The following is a 17,409-nucleotide window of genomic DNA, read 5'->3' as shown; positions in this document are numbered from 1 at the left end:
CGGCGCGGCGGCTCGCGTTACGCGAACTGGCGCAGGAAGCGCAGGTCGTTCTCGAAGAACAGACGCAGGTCCTGCACGCCGTAGCGCAGCATCGTCAGGCGCTCGAGGCCGCTGCCGAACGCGAAGCCGATGTAGCGCTCGGGATCGAGGCCCATGTTGCGGATCACGGTCGGATGCACCTGCCCCGAGCCGGAGATCTCGAGCCACTTGCCGGCGTTCTTGCCGTGCTCGAACATCATGTCGATCTCGGCCGACGGTTCCGTGAACGGGAAATACGACGGACGGAAGCGCACGAGGATATCGTCGCGCTCGAAGAATTTCTTCAGGAAGTCGGTATAGACGCCCTTGAGGTCGGCGAAGCTGATGTTTTCGTCGATCCAAAGCCCCTCGACCTGATTGAACATCGGCGAGTGGGTCGCATCGCTGTCGACGCGATACGTGCGGCCCGGTGCGATCACCTTGATCGGCGGGCGGTTCATGCGTGCGTAACGCACCTGCATCGGGCTCGTGTGCGTGCGCAGCAGCAGCGGACGGCCGTCGGCATCCTTGCCGTCGACGTAGAACGTATCCTGCATCGAACGCGCCGGATGGTTCTCCGGGCTGTTCAGCGACGTGAAGTTGAACCAGTCGGTCTCGATCTCGGGACCGTCGGCCACGTCGAAGCCGATCGTGCGGAAAATCTGTTCGACACGCTCCCACGTGCGCATCACGGGGTGCAGGCTGCCTGCACCGGCGCCGCGACCCGGCAGCGTGACGTCGATCGACTCGGCGGCGAGGCGCTGGTTCAGCAGCGCGTCGGCCAGCGCCTGGCGGCGCGCGGTCAGCGCGGCTTCGACCTGCTGCTTCGCGACGTTGATGCGCGCGCCCTCGGTCTTGCGTGCTTCGGGATCGAGCTTGCCGAGGCCCTTCAGCAACTCGGTCAGCGCACCCGACTTGCCGAGAAAGCGGGCTTTCTCGTTTTCGAGCGTGGTGATGTCGGCAGCCTGTTCGAAGGACTGCTGCGCGTCGGCGACAATCTGGTCCAGATCCATAGATCCCATCATTTCCAACGTCATTCGGTCTTGGCGAGCGAAATCGCTCCACCAAACAAAAAAGGGGCTCGGAAGAGCCCCGTTTTCGCTGCAGCGGCCGAGACTACCGGAACATCGCTGCAACTAACCACGCAGTGCTAATTTCGCAATTAGGCTGCAACGGCGGCTTTCACCTGCTTGACGATCGCAGCAAAAGCAGCCTTGTCGAACACCGCCATGTCGGCCAGCACCTTACGGTCGAGTTCGATCGACGCCTTCTTCAGGCCGTTGATGAACACGCTGTAGGTCATGTCGTGCTGGCGAACTGCCGCGTTGATACGCGTGATCCACAGTGCGCGGAACACACGCTTCTTGTTGCGGCGATCGCGGTACGCGTACTGGCCAGCGCGCATCACCGCCTGCTTGGCGATGCGGTAGACGTTATTGCGGCGGCCGCGATAACCCTTGGCCAGGTTGATGATCTTCTTGTGACGGGCCCGTGCGGTTACCCCACGTTTGACTCGAGGCATGTTTCTCTCCTTTGAGTATCGATTGAGGGGTTACGCGAACGGCAGCATCGCGCGGACGGAGTTCAGATCGGAATCATGAACTGCCGTGGCGCCGCGCAGGTGACGCTTGTTCTTCGTGGTTTTCTTGGTCAGGATGTGGCGCTTGAAGGCTTGACCGCGCTTGACGGTACCGCCCGGACGCACCACGAAGCGCTTTGCAGCGCTCTTCTTGGTCTTCATCTTAGGCATGACGAACAACTCCAGTTTATTAGATGGCGATGGGTGTGCGGTTGGCTTGCGCCCTTGACCCGCCCTTCGAAACCCAGTCCACTTGTGTACGGCGAACCGCTTGCGCAGCCGCCGTCATTGTTGACGCGCCGCCCTGACCGGGCCACGCGCCGAACCACTTCCGAACCTGCGCGACAAGCGCGCGGGCCCGTTACTTCTTTTTCTTCGGCGAGAGCACCATGATCATCTGGCGCCCTTCCATCTTCGGCATCTGCTCGACTTGGCCGACTTCCTCGAGATCCGTGCGCAGACGCTCGAGCATCCGCATGCCGATCTCCTGGTGAGCCATTTCGCGGCCGCGGAAACGCAACGTGATCTTCGTCTTGTCGCCCTCTTCGAGGAAGCGCATGAGATTGCGGAGCTTGACGTTGTAATCCCCGTCATCGGTACCCGGGCGGAACTTGACTTCCTTGACCTGGATGACCTTCTGCTTCAGCTTCGCTTCGTGCTGCTTCTTGGACTCCTGATACTTGAACTTGCCGTAATCCATCAGACGGCACACCGGAGGAACCGCTTGAGGCGCGATTTCCACCAGGTCAACATCCAGTTCTTCCGATTTACGGAAAGCATCAGCGAGTTTTACGATACCGAGCGGTTCGTTCTCGATCCCGACCAGACGCACTTCCGGCGCAGTGATTTCACCGTTGATGCGATGCGACGACTTATCAGTAGCGATGTTACGTTTCCTCTAAAAATTAAAAAAACGAGCCGCGCTGCCAGGGCGGTTACTTGAACGAGCGCAGGTCTTCCTGCAGACGCTCAACGAAGGCTTCGACCGGCATCACGCCAAGATCGACGCCGCCACGGGCACGCACGGCTACCGTTTGCGCATCACGCTCCTTGTCGCCCACGACGAGCAGATAAGGCACCTTTTCCAGCGTGTGCTCGCGTATTTTATAGCTAATCTTCTCGTTGCGCAAATCTGCCACCACCCTAACCCCTTGTTTTTGCAACGTTTGGGCTACAGATTGCGCATATTCGGCCTGACTTTCGGCGATATTGAGCACAACTGCCTGGAACGGCGCGAGCCAGGCCGGCATTGCACCAGCGTGGTGCTCGATCAAAATGCCGAGGAAACGCTCCATCGACCCGACGATCGCCCGGTGCAACATCACCGGCCGGCGGCGGCTGCTGTCGTCCGCGACATACTCGGCGCCGAGACGCTCCGGCAGCACCATGTCGAGCTGCAGCGTACCGCACTGCCACGAGCGGCCGAGCGCGTCCTTGATGTGGTACTCGATCTTCGGGCCGTAGAACGCACCTTCGCCCGGCAGCTCCTCCCACGTGAGGCCGCAGGCCGTCAGCGCGTCGCGCAGGCCCTGCTCGGCGCGATCCCACGTCTCGTCCGTGCCCGCGCGCTGGTCGGGACGCAGCGACAGCTTGATGTCGATGTGATCGAAGCCGAAGTCCTTGTACACGCTCATCGCGAGCGTGTTGAACGCGATCGATTCCGAGATGAACTGATCTTCGGTACAGAAGATGTGCGCATCGTCCTGCACGAAGCCGCGCACGCGCATCAGGCCGTGCAGCGCGCCCGACGCCTCGTTGCGGTGGCACGAGCCGAATTCGGCGTAGCGCAGCGGCAGGTCGCGGTACGAGCGCAGGCCGTGCTTGAACACCTGGACGTGCCCCGGACAGTTCATCGGCTTGATCGCGTAGTCGCGCTTCTCCGACTCCGTCGTGAACATGTTCTCGCGGTAGTTCTGCCAGTGGCCGGACGCTTCCCACAGCGAGCGGTCCATGATCATCGGCGTCTTGATCTCGAGGTAGCCGGCTTCATTCACGCGGCGGCGCATGTACTGCTCGACCTGCTGCCACAGCGCCCAGCCCTTCGGGTGCCAGAACACCATGCCCGGCGACTCTTCCTGCATGTGGAACAGGTCGAGCTGCTTGCCGAGCTTGCGGTGATCGCGCTTTTCCGCTTCCTCGAGCATGTGCAGGTACTGGTCCTGGTCTTCCTTCTTGGTCCAGGCCGTGCCGTAGATGCGCTGCAGTTGCTCGTTCTTCGAGTCGCCGCGCCAGTACGCGCCCGCGACCTTCATCAGCTTGAAGACCTTCAGCTTGCCCGTCGACGGCACGTGCGGGCCGCGGCACAGATCCGTGAAGCCGCCATGCGAATACAGCTTGATCTCGTCGCTCTGCGGAATCGACTCGATGATCTCGGCCTTGTACTTCTCGCCGATGCTGCGGAAGTACCCCGCCGCCTCGTCGCGCGACACGACGCGGCGCGTCACGGGCTCGTCCTTCTTAGCGATCTCCTGCATGCGCCTTTCGATCTTTTCCAGATCTTCCGGCGTAAACGGACGGTGGTACGAGAAGTCGTAGTAGAAGCCGTTGTCGATCACCGGCCCGATCGTCACCTGCGCGTCCGGATACAGCTCCTTGACCGCATAGGCGAGCAAGTGCGCCGTCGAGTGGCGGATGATGTCGAGACCGTCGGCGTCCTTGTCCGTGACGATCGCGAGCGACGCGTCGCGGTCGATCACCGCGGACGTATCCACGAGCTCGCCGTCGAGCTTGCCGCCGAGCGCAGCCTTTGCGAGACCGGGACCGATCGAGGCCGCCACTTCGGCGACTGTCACCGGATGCTCGTATTGTCGAACTGAGCCGTCAGGCAAGCGTATCGAAACCATAGCAATCTCCGTGATGCCGTCAGTGGGCGGCAGACCAAGCACGCGATGTAAGTCACGCGCGAAATTTTCGCGACAAAAAAAATGCGGCCCCGCTTTCGAGGGGCCGCATTCGATACTTCACTCAAACCGCAAGGGCGAAAACGTTCCTCGACTAGCGTCGCTCCGAAGTGGTTTCGGTCAACGTTCGCGGTGTCATAACCGTATTCGCCTTGTACGCGTTGAGTTTTTACTGCTTCGAACACCCGGAAACCGGATGCTCCTGTTCGTTGGTAGGCTCGATTGGACTCGAACCAACGACCCCCACCATGTCAAGGTGGTGCTCTAACCAGCTGAGCTACGAGCCTGAAGAAGCTGAAATTATATGGAGCTGTAATTCACTTGGCAAGGGTTTTTATGCAATCGCAGCAAAATAATGTCGATCCGGCCCCAGGCGTCACGCCTTCCGGCCGGCCCGGACGACGCCCTGCACTTCTCCGAGCAGCGAGCAGGCTCGCTGCACCTGCGCCGAGTTCGAGATCTCCACCGTGAACTGCATGAATGCCGCATTGCGGCGAGTCTGCGTCTTCACGCCGACGACGTTGAGCTTCTCGCGCGCGAAGACTTCCGAAATGTCGCGCAGCAGCCCCTGCCGGTCGGTCGCCTCGATCATCAGGTCGACCGGATAGACCGACGCACCGCGGCCGCCCAGCACATCCGCGGACCAGGTGGTCTGCAGCACGCGCTCCGGCGCACGCTCCGCCATCCGGCGGAACGTCGCGCAATCGCTGCGATGGATCGACATCCCCTTGCCACGCGTGACGAAGCCGCTGATCGGATCGGGCGGCGCGGGCCGGCAGCAGCGTGCGAGCTGCGTCAGCAGCGCGTCGACGCCGACCACCAGCACGCCGGTCGACGCGCCGTGCGCGACGCTCGCGCCGCTGCTGCGCTTCTCGAAATCGGCAGGCGCCTCGGGCGCGGGTTCGGGCGGCGGCGCATCGGACAGCGCGTGCTCGACGTTGCGCAGGCTGAACTCTTCCTTGCCGACGACCGAGAACAGCTCCTCCGGCGTCTTGAAGCCGAGCTTCGCCGCCAGGTTGTCGAGATTGACCGAAGTCCTGCCTTCGCGCTGCAGCGTCTTTTCGACGAGCGCGCGGCCGTGCGCGATGTTCTCTTCGTGCTCGATCGCGTTGAACCATGCACGCACCTTCTGCCGCGCGCGCGGGCTCTTCAGGTAGCCGAGCTGCGGATTCACCCAGTCGCGCGACGGCCCGCCCTCCTTCACCGCGACGATCTCGACCGTCTGGCCGTTCGCGAGCGGCGTGTTGAGCGGCACCATCGCGCCGTCGACGCGCGCGCCGCGGCAGCGGTGGCCCAGCTCGCTGTGCAGGTGATACGCGAAATCCACCGGCGTCGCGCCCTGCGGCAGCGCGATCACGCGCGCCTGCGGCGTCAGCACGTAGATGTGGTCGTCGTCGAGCGTCGCCTCGCGCAGCTGCGCCCACGCCTTGCCGCCGGCCGCGCCCCCGCCGTCCTCGACGTCGTCCTTCCACGCGAGCAGCTGGCGCAGCCAGGCGATCTTCTCGTCGTATTTGTCGCTTGCGGAGAACTGGCCGCCGTAGCCGCGCGCGCCGGCTTCCTTGTAGCGCCAGTGCGCGGCGACGCCGTATTCCGCGAAGTTGTGCATCTCGTGCGTGCGGATCTGCACTTCGAACGCGCGCCCGTCGTCGCCGATCACGACCGTGTGCAGCGACTTGTAGCCGTTCGGCTTCGGACGCGAGATGTAGTCGTCGAACTCCTTCGGCACCGGCTGCCACAGGTGATGCACGATGCCGAGCACCGTGTAGCAATCCTTGATGTCCGGCACGATCACGCGGAACGCGCGCACGTCGTACAGCTCGGAGAAGTCGAGCTCCTTGCCGCGCATCTTGCGCCAGATGCTGTAGATATGCTTCGGCCGGCCACTCACCTCCGCCTGGATGTGCGCGGCCGCCAGCTCGCGCTGCAGGCTCTCGATCGCCTCCGCGACATACGCCTCGCGCTCGACGCGCTTCTCGTCGAGCAGTTTCGCGATCCGCTTGTACGTGACCGGGTCCTCGAAGCGGAACGCCAGATCCTCCAGCTCCCATTTCAGTTGCCAGATGCCGAGGCGGTTCGCGAGCGGCGCGTAGATCTCGAGCGTTTCTCGCGCGACGTCGGGCGGCGGTGCGACCTTCGCCGCCGCGTAGTAGCGCAGCGACTGCAGCCGCGACGCGAGCCGGATCAGCACCACGCGGATGTCCTGCGCAAACGCGAGCAGCATCTTGCGCAGCGCCTCGATCTGCGCGCGGCGCTCGGCCGCGGCGTCGCGTCCGGCCTCCGGCGCCGCGTTCTGCGCGACGCGCAGGCTGATCGTGCCGAGCCGCAGCAGCTTGCGCACATCGGACACGAGGCGCGCGACTTCGTCGCCGAACCGCGCGGCAAGCTCGCGCTCCGGATCGTTCAGGTGCGGCGTCAGCGCAAACAGCGCCGCCGCCTGCACCGCGGGCGGATCGACGTTCAGCGTGCCCATGATCGACGCCGTGCCGGCCGCGTGGTCGGCGAGCAGCTCGCCCGACGACAGGCGCGCGTCGCCCGCATGCTCGCGCACGAACGCGAGCACGTCGTCGAACGACGGCGACGCGGCGGAGGAAGCGGAAACGGTATCGGCAGTCATCATGCAGCCCGGTGAAGCATGGTCGTCAGCGACGACATTCAGTTCAGGTCAGCTCCGCTGCGCAGCAACGACGACGATTTCGACGAGCAGCGCGGGATCCGCGAGCTTCGCCTCGACGGTGGCGCGCGGCGGCGTGTTGCCCGGCGCGACCCATGCGTCCCACTCTTCGTTCATGCCCGCGAAGTTCGCCAGATCGGAAATATAGATCTGCACCGACAGCAGATGCGCCTTGTCGCTGTTCGCCTCCGCGAGCAGGCGGTCGATGTGGCCAAGCACTTCGCGCGTCTGGCCCTTGATGTCCTGGGTCGTGTCTTCGGCAATCTGGCCGGCAAGGTACACGGTGCCGTTGTGGATCGCGATTTCGGAAAGACGGGCGCCGACGTGGTGACGAGTAACTGCCATGGAATGTTCCGCTTGAATGAATGGATGAATCGCTCGGCGGCACGGCCCGCGCCGCCGAACCGCATATTATGACGCGGTTGCGCCCTCTTCGAGGAAAAACCCGCGCGCGAGCGCGATCTGGTCCGCGCTCATGAACGCCGGCGCGTGGCCGACGCCGGCGATTTCCGCGTGCGACACATGCCGGCCGCGCTGCGTCATTTCCGCGACCGTCTCGCGCGACAGCAGGTCGGACGCCGCGCCGCGCACGACGAGCAGCGTCGCGTCCGTCGCTTCGATCGCGCGCCACAGCGCGGCCTCGCCGAGCGCGGCCAGCTCGGGCGTCGTCGCCTTGAACGGCTCCGCGATCCGCGGGTCGTAGCGGATCGTCCAGCCGCCTTCGGGCAGCTCGCGCAGCAGCGGCGCATTGATCTCGCGCCATTCGTCGCCGGTGAGCGCGCCGAACGGCAGCGACAGCGACGTCAGGTAATCGACGCCTTCCTGCTCGGTCGCGAAGCGCGGCTGCACGCCGAGGTATTCGCCGATGCGCGTGAGCGAATCCGGCTCGATCCGCGGGCCGACGTCGTTGACGATCATCCGCCGCACCGGCGAGCCCGGCAGCCCCGCGAGCGCGAGACCGATCAGGCCGCCCATCGACGTACCGAACCAGTCGACCGAATCGACGTCGAGGCGCGCGATCAGCGTGACCATATCGGCCACGTATTGCGGAATCGCATAGAGCCGCGGATCCGCGAGCCAGTCGGAGCGGCCGCGCCCGACGACGTCCGGGCACACGACGCGATACGTATCAGCAAGCGCCGCGGCGAGCCGGTCGAAATCGCGCCCCGAGCGGGTCAGCCCGTGCACGCAGACCAGCACGCGCGGATTGGCGGGATCGCCCCATTCGGTGTACGCGACGTGGTGAAGGCCGACAGCGCTCGCGCACTGCACGCGCCGCTGGCGGGGTACCACGGGGTTCGCTGAGATCGTTGGCATCGTTGGCATCCTGTCGAACGGGCGCTGCGCGGCGGCGCAAACGGCTCGCCGCCCGATGCGATCGATTGTAAACCGCTTCAGCTCACGGGGCCGTCTCGACGCCGGGCGAGCGCCGCCGCATCGCGCGCGGACGCGTGCCCCTGCAACGCATCAGCCTTCGTCCCAGCACCACTCGGCCTGCAACCGCTCCCGCACGAAATCGACGAACGCGCGCACGCGCAACGCAAGATGCCGCCCGCCCGGATACACGGCGTGCAACGGCGCGGCCGGCGCCGCATACGCAGGCAGTACGCGGACGAGCCGGCCCGCCTCGAGATCGGGACCAACATCCCAGATCGACTTCAGCGCGATGCCTGCGCCCGACAGCGCCAGCGTGCGCGCCGCGCCGCCGTCGTTCGTCAGCAGCGCCGCCGTCACCTCGACCTCGACCGCGCCGCCGTCGCCATCGAACCGCCACCCGGCGCGCGTCTGCTCGCCCATCACGATGCAGCGATGCCGGCACAGTTCGCCCGGATGCGCCGGTTCGCCGTGCTCGGCAAGGTACGCAGGCGCTGCGCACAGCACGCGGCGGTTCGGCGCGAGCTCGCGCGCGATCATCGACGAGTCGGCCAGGCTGCCGATCCGCACGGCGACGTCGATCTCGTGCGCAAGCAGGTCGATGACCGAATCGGTCAGCATCAGCTGCACCGTGACCTGCGGATGCTGCCGCTGAAACTCGGCGACGAGCGGCGCAAGCCGCAAGCGGCCGAGCTCGCCCGGCGCCGTCACGCGCAGCAGGCCGCTCACCGTGCCGCGCCGATCCTGCATCAGCGCTTCGGCCTGCTCGAGTTCGGCCAGGATGCGCAGCACCTGCGCGTGGAACTGCGCGCCTTCGTCGGTCAGCGTCTGCTGCCGCGTCGTCCGGTGCAGCAGGCGCACGCCGAGCCGCGACTCGAGGTGCGCGAGCCGCTTGCTGACCACCGACAGCGACAGGTCGAGTTCTCGCGCGGCCGCCGACAGGCTGCCCGCCGACACGATGCGCGCGAAGGTTTCGAGCGCCGGCAGGTCGTCGATCAGCAACGCGGCCCTCGCGCTTCGCCACCCTTTCCAATTTTCGAATAATCCATTCGAAATCGCCCCGTATTTACATCTAAAACGGAAACTTACCATGGTCATCACGCGTTGACCCGACGCCTCTTCACAAACAGGAGAATCCGATGTCCGCCCTTTTCCGTCCGGCCGGCCGCCTCACCGCCCGCCTGCTCGCCGCCGCGCTGGTTGCGGCCGCGCTGCCGCCCACGGCCGCGCAAGCCGACGATCTCGTCACGCCACGCGAGCTGACGGTCGCCGCCGGCCTGCCCGCCGCGCAGGCAAGCGCGCAGGTTCTCGCCGCGCGCCGCTACGGCACGTTCTGGGACACCGGCGACACGGCGCTCGCCCGCGCGGCGCTCGCGCCCGACTTCACCGACCGCACGCTGCCTGCCGGACGCGCCCAGGGTCTGCCGGGGCCGCTCGCCGCCTCCCGCACGATGCGCGCGGCGGTGCCGGACCTGCGTTGCGAGATCGAGCAGATGATCGTGGCCGGCGATCGCGTCGTCGTTCACCTGCACTTTCGCGGGCACTTCACGGGGACCTTCAACGGCACCGCCGGGCACGGCCAGCCGGTCGACTTCATCACGACCGACATCTACCGGATCGCGGACGGCCGCATCGCCGACAACTGGCACATCGAGGCCAACCTGACGCTGATGCGCCAGCTTGGCCTCGCCAACTGAGGATGCCGCGATGACGCCCATCGATCCCTCCATGCGCCCCGGCCGGCGCACGTTTCTCGCGCAGGCAGGCGCCGGCGCGGGACTGGCCGCCGGCCTCGCGCTCGGCGCGACCACCACGCCGGCCGGCGCCGCGACCGCCGGCGCCACCCCTGCCACGCCGCTCGGCGCGGGACCGTTCTGGCCCGACGGCATCCGCCTCGCGATCTCGATCTCGATGCAGTTCGAAGCAGGCGGCCAGCCGCCCAAGGGCGCGGACAGCCCGTTTCCGCCCGTCGCGTTCCCGCCGTCCGTGCCCGCCGACCTCGCGTCCGGCACCTGGTTCGCGTATGGCTACCGCGAAGGCATCCCGCGACTGCTCGACCTGTGGGACCGGCACGACGTCAAGGTCACGTCGCACATGATCGGCGAAGCGGTGCGGCATCGCCCCGAGCTGGCGCGCGAGATCGTCGCGCGCGGTCACGAGGCATCGGCGCACGGGCCGAGCTGGCGCTCGCAATTCGCGATGAGCCGCGACGACGAGCGGCGCTTCCTGCTCGACGCCTGCGACATGGTGGAAGCCGCGACCGGCCAGCGGCCGATCGGCTACAACTGCAACTGGCTGCGGCGCGGCCCGAACACGCTGTCGCTGCTGCAGGAACTCGGCTACGTCTATCACATCGACGACGTCAGCCGCGACGAACCGTTCATCGAGGCGGTCAACGGGCGCGACTTCGTGGTCGTGCCGTACACGCTGCGCAACAACGACATCCTGCTGATCGAGGGCCGCAATTATTCGCCGTCGATGTTTCTCGAACAGATCAAGCTCGATTTCGACCAGCTATACGCGGAAGCCGGGCAACGGCGCAGGCTGATGTCGATCAGCGCGCACGACCGGATCAGCGGCACGCCGCAGATGGTGCGCGCGTGGGACGCGTTCCTGCGCTACGCCCGTTCCCATCCGGGCGTGGCCTTCATGCGCAAGGACCACATCGCGCGCTACGCGCTGGGCAGCCCGTCGACGCTGCGCGAAACCGAAACCATCTGAGCGAACGCGCCCATTCTCATCCGAACCGACCATCATGAACGATTCACTCAATGGCAGGATAGTCCTTGTCGTCGGCGGCAGCTCCGGCATCGGCGCCGCCGCCGCGCAAGCCTTCGCGCAACGCGGCGCAACCGTGACGATCGCATCGCGCGACCCGCGCAAGGCGACCGCCGTCGCCGCTTCACCCGGCAGCCCGGTGCGCCGCGAAACCCTGGACGTCACCGATACCGCGGCCGTCGACGCGTTCTGCGCGCGGGCCGGCCAGTTCGACCACGTCGTGATCTCCGCCGCCCGGACGGCCGCCGGCCCGGTCCGATCGCTGCCGTTCGACGACGCGCAAGCCGCGATGAACAGCAAGTTCTGGGGCGCGTATCGCATTGCACGCGCAATCGACATCGCGCCGGGCGGCTCGCTGACGTTCGTGTCGGGTTTCCTTAGCGCGAGGCCGAGCGCGTCGTCCGTGCTGCAGGGCGCGATCAACGCGGCGCTCGAGGCGCTCGCCCGCGGCCTCGCGCTCGAACTGGCGCCGGTGCGCGTGAATACCGTGTCGCCGGGCCTGATCGCGACGCCGATGTGGGACAAGCTCGCCCCCGACGCGCGCGACGCACTGTTTGCGAACGCCGCGCAACGCCTGCCCGCCCGCCGCGTCGGCCGGCCGGAAGACGTCGCGAACGCGATCGTCTATCTGGCGACGACGCCCTACGCAACCGGCTCGACCGTGCTGGTCGACGGCGGCGGCACGATTGCGTGACGCGCGCCGTCAGCCGTGCCACGACCGCGGCAGCTCATTCGGTGCGCCCGAATGACGAGCGCCCCGCATTCCGTCGGGAATGCGGGGCGCCGAAGGGTGCGCCGGATGCGCGCGCGGGGCTTACGCGACCGCGCTCACGTCGAGCGGTGCGCCGGTCTTCGCCTGGATCTCGTCAACGCTGACGCCGTCGGCGAGTTCGATCACCTTGAGGCCAGCCGGCGTCACTTCGATCACGCCGAGATCGGTGATGATCAGGTCGACCACGCCGACGCCCGTCAGCGGCAGGTTGCATTCCTCGAGGATCTTGTGCTGGTCGCCCTTCGCGACGTGCTCCATCAGCACGACGACGCGCTTCACGCCGGCGACGAGGTCCATCGCGCCGCCCATCCCCTTGATCATCTTGCCCGGGATCATCCAGTTCGCGAGGTCGCCCTGCTTGCTGACCTGCATCGCGCCGAGGATCGCGAGGTTGATGTGGCCGCCGCGGATCATCGCGAACGAATCGGCGGACGAGAAGATCGACGAGCCCGGCAGCGTCGTGACGGTCTGCTTGCCGGCGTTGATCAGGTCGGCGTCGACTTCGTCCTCGGTCGGCGACGGGCCGATGCCGAGCAGGCCGTTCTCCGACTGCAGCCATACTTCGACGCCTTCCGGCACGTGGTTCGCGACGAGCGTCGGCAGGCCGATGCCGAGGTTCACGTAGAAGCCGTCCTGCAGTTCCTTCGCCGCGCGCGCGGCCATCTGGTCACGATTCCAAGCCATGTCAGTCTCCTTTCGCGCGCACGACGCGTTGTTCGATGCGTTTCTCGGGCGTCGCGTTCAGCACGAGCCGCTGCACGAAGATCCCCGGCGTGTGGATCTGGTCCGGATCGAGCTCGCCGTTCTCGACGATCTCCTCGACCTCGGCGACCGTGATCCGGCCCGCCATCGCGCACATCGGATTGAAGTTGCGCGCGGTGCGGCGAAAGATCAGGTTGCCCGACTTGTCGGCCTTCCACGCCTTCACGAGCGCGACGTCGGCCGTCAGCGACGGCTCGAGCACGTAGTGGCGATCGCCGAACTGGCGCGTTTCCTTGCCTTCCGCGATCACGGTGCCGTAGCCGGTATTGGTGAAGAACGCGGGGATGCCGGCGCCGCCCGCGCGCAGCTTCTCGGCGAGCGTGCCCTGCGGCGTGAATTCCAGCTCCAGCTCGCCCGCCAGGTACTGGCGCTCGAACTCCTTGTTCTCGCCGACATACGACGAGATCATCTTCCTGATCTGGCGCGTTTCGAGCAGCAGGCCGAGACCGAAGCCGTCGACGCCCGCGTTGTTGCTGATGCAGGTGATGCCCTTGACGCCCGAATCGCGCAACGCGCCGATCAGCGCCTCGGGAATGCCGCACAGGCCGAAGCCGCCCACCGCGAAGGTCTGTCCGTCCTGGACGATCCCTTCCAGCGCGGCCGCCGCGCTTGGATAGACTTTATTCATCTGTATGTCCCTTCCTCTATGGAAACCAGCGAAACTGGGTGCGCGCGCCGGCGTGGCTCACGAGCCCGCCGCATCATTCTATGCATGCACGGCCAAGCCTGCCGTGACGACGCGCTTCTTCTTATGCCGCGGCAAGCGCCGCGAGATGCCTGAAAGGGTACGATGCGGCGCGGATGCGGCACAATACGCAAAAATACATAAGCATTTGCCATCGCTCGCCCGCTTCCATGCCCGCCCTCGACTACCAGACCGCCTTCCATCTCGCGCCGATCGGCCTCGTCATGTCGCGCGACCGCGTGATCGAGGATTGCAACGACGCGGTCGCGGCGATCTTCCGCTGCACGCGCGCCGACCTGATCGGGAAATCGTACGAGGTGCTCTACCCGTCGTCGGACGAATTCCAGCGGATCGGCGAGCGCATTTCGCGGGTGATGGTCGTGAACGGCAGCTATGCGGACGACCGGATCATGAAGCGCGCCGATGGCGAGTTGTTCTGGTGCCACGTGACGGGCCGCGCGCTGGATCGCACCGCGCCGCTCGCGGCCGGCGTCTGGACGTTCGAGGACCTGAGCGCGACCCGTTTGGTCGCCGTCGAGCTGACGCCGCGCGAGCGCGAGATCGCCGCGCAACTCGCGACCGGCAAGACGAGCAAGCAGATCGGCCGGGTGCTCGACATCAGCTCGCGCACGGTCGACATCTATCGTGCACGGCTGATGCGCAAATACGGGACGGGGAATACGGCCGAACTGCTGCAGCGCCTGCTCGGCCATTGAGCGGCGCGACGGCAGGCCGTCGCGCCCGGACTTCAGCCGATCTTTGCGGCGAGCGCGCGCTCGATCGTGTCGCGCAGCAGTTGCGGCAACGGCACCGACTTGCCGAGCGCATAGTCGACCCACACGCAGCGCGCGCTGCCGCGCGCGTAGGCGTGGTGCGGATCATCGGCGCGGGTCAGCTCGAAGCCGGTATCGAAGCTGCTGCGCCCCGGCTTCGCGGCCGACATCTTCGCGATCACGTCGCCCGGGTAGTGCAACTGCTTGAGGAACTCCATCGACGCGGTCACGATGACCGGCCCCTGCCCTTCGCCGTTGCCGCCGGCGACGCCGAGCGTCTCGAACCAGGAAATCCGCGCCTGTTCCATGTAGCGGAAATAGACCGTGTTGTTCACGTGTCCGAACGCGTCCATGTCGCCCCAGCGGATCGGCATCGACATCTCGAAAACAGGGGAGTAATCGCTCATTGCAGTCATCTGTGTTGCTGAGTGTTGCTGTTGCTGTGAATCGTCCGGTCACGCGAGGCCGAAGCCGTCGTCGGCGGAGATGATCGAGCCGTTGATGAACTGCGACTCGTCGGCCGCGAGCAGCAGCAACAGCCCGTCGAGATCCTGCGGCTTGCCGACGCGCCGGCGCGGCAGCATCGACTGCAGCTTCTGGCCCTGCTCGGTTTCCCACAGATAGTGATTGATTTCCGTATCGATATAACCCGGGCAGATCGCATTGACGTTGATGCCGTGACGTCCCCATTCGAGCGCCATCGCGCGCGTCATGTGCACGACCGCGGCCTTGCTCATCGCGTACAGGCCGATCTGCGAGAACACGCGCAGGCCGGCCACCGATGCGATGTTGATGATCCTGTAAGGCGGCTTGCCGTTGCCGTTGGTGCGCATCATCATCCGCTTCGCGACTTCCTGCGCGACGAAAAACGCGCCGCGCGTATTCGTGTCGAACACGAACTCGAATTCGCTGGGTGTCACGTCGACGAGCTTCTGCATCGTCGACACGCCCGAATTGTTGACGAGGATATCGATGGTGCCGGCTTCCGTTTCGGCATGCGCGACGGCCGCCTTGATGCTCTGGACATCGGTGACGTCGAGCGACACCACGTGCGCCGCGCCGCCCGCCGCCTCGATCTCCGCGCGCAGCTCCTTGAGCCGCTCGACACGCCGGCTCGCGAGCACGACCTTCGCGCCCGCCTGCGACAGCACCTGCGCAAAGCGCTGGCCGAGCCCGCTCGAAGCGCCCGTCACCAACGCGACCTTGCCTTCCAGATTGATCGACCGACCCATTGCACACCCCTTTCGATGTCGTTTCTCCGCCGCGGACGGCCTGGCCCATGCGGCATAACCCTAGCACAAAAATAGAACGATCGTGCTAATCTATCCGCATGCTGTTGCGGCAAGCGTTTCGTTTCGCAGACAATACGCTCCCGAATAAAAGCATTCTAACGGTTAGAGGAACGCCAATGACCCCCGCAAGCCTCATCGCGCAATACGGCCCGCGCGAATCGATGGAATACGACGTCGTGATCGTCGGCGGCGGCCCTGCCGGGCTGTCCGCGGCGATCCGGCTCAAGCAGCTCGCCGCTGAAAAAGGCGCCGAGATCGGCGTCTGCGTGCTCGAGAAGGGCTCGGAAATCGGCGCGCACATCCTGTCGGGCGCGGTGATGGACCCGCGCGCGATCAGCGAGCTGTTCCCCGACTGGAAGGAACAGGGCGCGCCGCTCACCGTCGAGGTGACCGAAGACCGCTTCCTGTTCCTGTCCGAGAAGAGCGCGATGCAGACGCCGAACTGGGCGCTGCCGGACAACTTCAAGAATCACGGCAACTACGTGATCTCGCTCGGCAACGTCACGCGCTGGCTGGGGGCACAGGCCGAGGCGCTGGGCGTCGAGATCTTCCCGGGCTTTCCGGCCGCCGAGATCCTGTACAACGACGACGGCTCCGTGAAGGGCGTCGCGACCGGCAACATGGGCATCGGCAAGGACGGCGAGCCGACCGAGAACTTCCAGCTCGGCATGGAGCTGCACGCGAAGTACACGCTGTTCGCGGAAGGCTGCCGCGGCCATCTCGGCCGCCAGCTGATCTCGAAGTTCAAGCTGGACGCGAACGCCGATCCGCAGGCGTACGGGATCGGCATCAAGGAACTGTGGGAAATCGATCCGGCCAAGCACAAGCCGGGCCTCGTGATCCACACCGCCGGCTGGCCGCTGAAGTCCGATACCTACGGCGGCTCGTTCCTGTACCACATGGACAACAACCAGGTCGTGGTCGGCTTCGTGGTCGGCCTCGGCTATACGAACCCGTACCTGTCGCCGTTCGAGGAATTCCAGCGCTACAAGACGCACCCGTCGATCCGCGCGTTCCTCGAAGGCGGCAAGCGCGTATCGTACGGCGCGCGCGCGATCACCGCGGGCGGGCTGCTGTCGCTGCCGAAGACGGTGTTCCCGGGCGGCGCGCTGATCGGCGACGACGCGGGCTTCCTGAACGCGTCGCGGATCAAGGGCAGCCACGCGGCGATCAAGACCGGCATGCTGGCGGCCGACGCGGCGTTCGACGCGGTGCAGGCCGGCCGTCAGAGCGACGAGCTCAACGCGTATCCGGATGCGTTCAAGCAATCGTGGCTGTACACGGAGCTGTACCGCGCGCGCAACTTCAAGCAGTGGATGGCGAAGGGGCTGTACCTCGGCACGCTGATGGTCGGCCTTGAGCAGAAGGTGATGGGCGGCAACGTGCCGTGGACGCTGCATCACAAGCACGCGGACCACGAGATGCTGAAGCCGGCGTCGCAGTGCGAGCCGATCGAGTATCCGAAGCCGGACGGCAAGCTGACGTTCGACCGGCTGTCGTCGGTGTTCATCTCGAACACGAACCACGAGGAAAACCAGCCGGCGCACCTGACGCTGAAGGATGCGAACGTGCCGGTGGACGTGAACCTGCGCACGTACGCGGGGCCGGAAGGCCGGTTCTGCCCGGCGGCGGTGTATGAATTCGTGAAGAACGACGACGGCAGCGACCGGCTGGTGATCAACGCGCAGAACTGCGTGCACTGCAAGACCTGCGACATCAAGGACCCGACGCAGAACATCGTGTGGGTCACGCCGGAAGGCGGCGGCGGACCGAACTACCCGAATATGTAATGCGCCGGAAAGCGC

General features: G+C 65.9%; 18 protein-coding genes and 1 tRNA gene. 5 read left to right on the top strand and 14 right to left on the bottom strand.

Annotated elements, in window-relative coordinates; genetic code table 11:
- Positions 1 to 17 precede the first annotated feature (17 nt).
- The 10 genes from pheS to ACFIMZ_RS07800 all read right to left on the bottom strand — a co-directional run bounded on the left by pheS (position 18) and on the right by ACFIMZ_RS07800 (position 9,544).
- On the bottom strand, positions 18 to 1,031 hold the full coding sequence (gene pheS / locus ACFIMZ_RS07845) for a phenylalanine--tRNA ligase subunit alpha (RefSeq protein WP_029226579.1): 1,014 nt from the start codon (positions 1,029 to 1,031) through the stop codon (positions 18 to 20).
- A 149-nt stretch (positions 1,032 to 1,180) separates the two neighbouring features.
- Positions 1,181 to 1,540, bottom strand: a complete 360-nt coding sequence (rplT, locus tag ACFIMZ_RS07840) for a 50S ribosomal protein L20 (protein ID WP_004192938.1) — start codon at positions 1,538 to 1,540, stop codon at positions 1,181 to 1,183.
- Between the two features lie 30 nt (positions 1,541 to 1,570).
- Entirely contained in the window at positions 1,571 to 1,768 is a 198-nt protein-coding gene (gene rpmI, locus ACFIMZ_RS07835; RefSeq protein ID WP_004191477.1) for a 50S ribosomal protein L35, read from the bottom strand.
- 190 nt (positions 1,769 to 1,958) lie between these two features.
- A complete protein-coding gene (gene infC / locus ACFIMZ_RS07830) occupies positions 1,959 to 2,483 on the bottom strand; it encodes a translation initiation factor IF-3 (RefSeq protein WP_071767396.1) in 525 nt (174 codons plus the stop codon).
- Between the two features lie 49 nt (positions 2,484 to 2,532).
- Entirely contained in the window at positions 2,533 to 4,440 is a 1,908-nt protein-coding gene (gene thrS, locus ACFIMZ_RS07825; RefSeq protein WP_431822124.1) for a threonine--tRNA ligase, read from the bottom strand.
- A 267-nt stretch (positions 4,441 to 4,707) separates the two neighbouring features.
- Positions 4,708 to 4,784 (bottom strand) — tRNA-Val (locus tag ACFIMZ_RS07820).
- 89 nt (positions 4,785 to 4,873) lie between these two features.
- A complete protein-coding gene (locus ACFIMZ_RS07815) occupies positions 4,874 to 7,111 on the bottom strand; it encodes a RelA/SpoT family protein (protein WP_431822123.1) in 2,238 nt (745 codons plus the stop codon).
- A gap of 48 nt (positions 7,112 to 7,159) precedes the next feature.
- A complete protein-coding gene (locus ACFIMZ_RS07810; RefSeq protein WP_042583797.1) occupies positions 7,160 to 7,513 on the bottom strand; it encodes a RidA family protein in 354 nt (117 codons plus the stop codon).
- Between the two features lie 66 nt (positions 7,514 to 7,579).
- The gene (locus ACFIMZ_RS07805; RefSeq protein WP_431822122.1) at positions 7,580 to 8,485 is read right to left on the bottom strand and encodes an alpha/beta fold hydrolase; all 906 of its coding nucleotides are present in this window, start codon (positions 8,483 to 8,485) and stop codon (positions 7,580 to 7,582) included.
- 150 nt (positions 8,486 to 8,635) lie between these two features.
- A complete protein-coding gene (locus tag ACFIMZ_RS07800) occupies positions 8,636 to 9,544 on the bottom strand; it encodes a LysR family transcriptional regulator (RefSeq protein ID WP_431822121.1) in 909 nt (302 codons plus the stop codon).
- A 137-nt stretch (positions 9,545 to 9,681) separates the two neighbouring features.
- Between ACFIMZ_RS07800 and ACFIMZ_RS07795 the strand changes: the two genes are divergently transcribed.
- The 3 genes from ACFIMZ_RS07795 to ACFIMZ_RS07785 are packed head-to-tail and all read left to right on the top strand — an operon-like array spanning position 9,682 to position 12,014.
- A complete protein-coding gene (locus ACFIMZ_RS07795) occupies positions 9,682 to 10,239 on the top strand; it encodes an ester cyclase (protein WP_431822120.1) in 558 nt (185 codons plus the stop codon).
- On the top strand, positions 10,223 to 11,263 hold the full coding sequence (locus tag ACFIMZ_RS07790; protein ID WP_431822119.1) for a polysaccharide deacetylase family protein: 1,041 nt from the start codon (positions 10,223 to 10,225) through the stop codon (positions 11,261 to 11,263). Before ACFIMZ_RS07795 ends, ACFIMZ_RS07790 begins: the two co-directional genes overlap by 17 nt.
- Before the next feature lie 34 nt (positions 11,264 to 11,297).
- Complete coding sequence (locus ACFIMZ_RS07785; RefSeq protein ID WP_431822118.1) at positions 11,298 to 12,014, top strand: SDR family oxidoreductase; 717 nt, start codon at positions 11,298 to 11,300, stop codon at positions 12,012 to 12,014.
- A gap of 120 nt (positions 12,015 to 12,134) precedes the next feature.
- Here the strand turns inward: ACFIMZ_RS07785 and ACFIMZ_RS07780 are convergent, their stop codons facing one another.
- Positions 12,135 to 12,776 carry a CoA transferase subunit B gene (locus ACFIMZ_RS07780; protein WP_076476091.1) on the bottom strand — a complete coding sequence of 214 codons (642 nt, stop codon included), beginning with the start codon at positions 12,774 to 12,776 and terminating at the stop codon, positions 12,135 to 12,137.
- Between the two features lies 1 nt (position 12,777).
- Positions 12,778 to 13,482, bottom strand: coding sequence for a CoA transferase subunit A (locus tag ACFIMZ_RS07775; protein ID WP_059617121.1), 705 nt, complete (start codon positions 13,480 to 13,482; stop codon positions 12,778 to 12,780).
- Positions 13,483 to 13,709: 227 nt separating this feature from the next.
- Here ACFIMZ_RS07775 and ACFIMZ_RS07770 point away from each other — a divergent pair, with 227 nt between their 5' ends.
- Complete coding sequence (locus ACFIMZ_RS07770; RefSeq protein ID WP_431822117.1) at positions 13,710 to 14,255, top strand: LuxR C-terminal-related transcriptional regulator; 546 nt, start codon at positions 13,710 to 13,712, stop codon at positions 14,253 to 14,255.
- A 32-nt stretch (positions 14,256 to 14,287) separates the two neighbouring features.
- Here the strand turns inward: ACFIMZ_RS07770 and ACFIMZ_RS07765 are convergent, their stop codons facing one another.
- Positions 14,288 to 14,719, bottom strand: coding sequence for an acyl-CoA thioesterase (locus ACFIMZ_RS07765; protein ID WP_431822116.1), 432 nt, complete (start codon positions 14,717 to 14,719; stop codon positions 14,288 to 14,290).
- Positions 14,720 to 14,767: 48 nt separating this feature from the next.
- A complete protein-coding gene (locus tag ACFIMZ_RS07760) occupies positions 14,768 to 15,544 on the bottom strand; it encodes an SDR family oxidoreductase (protein ID WP_042583788.1) in 777 nt (258 codons plus the stop codon).
- A 176-nt stretch (positions 15,545 to 15,720) separates the two neighbouring features.
- Between ACFIMZ_RS07760 and ACFIMZ_RS07755 the strand changes: the two genes are divergently transcribed.
- A complete protein-coding gene (locus ACFIMZ_RS07755) occupies positions 15,721 to 17,394 on the top strand; it encodes an electron transfer flavoprotein-ubiquinone oxidoreductase (protein WP_431822115.1) in 1,674 nt (557 codons plus the stop codon).
- Positions 17,395 to 17,409: the final 15 nt, after the last annotated feature.

Source organism: Burkholderia sp. F1, from assembly GCF_050813845.1.
GTDB lineage: Bacteria > Pseudomonadota > Gammaproteobacteria > Burkholderiales > Burkholderiaceae > Burkholderia > Burkholderia ubonensis.
The sequence above is the reverse complement of the archived record's forward strand: the minus strand, read 5'-3'. Positions and strand labels throughout refer to the sequence as shown.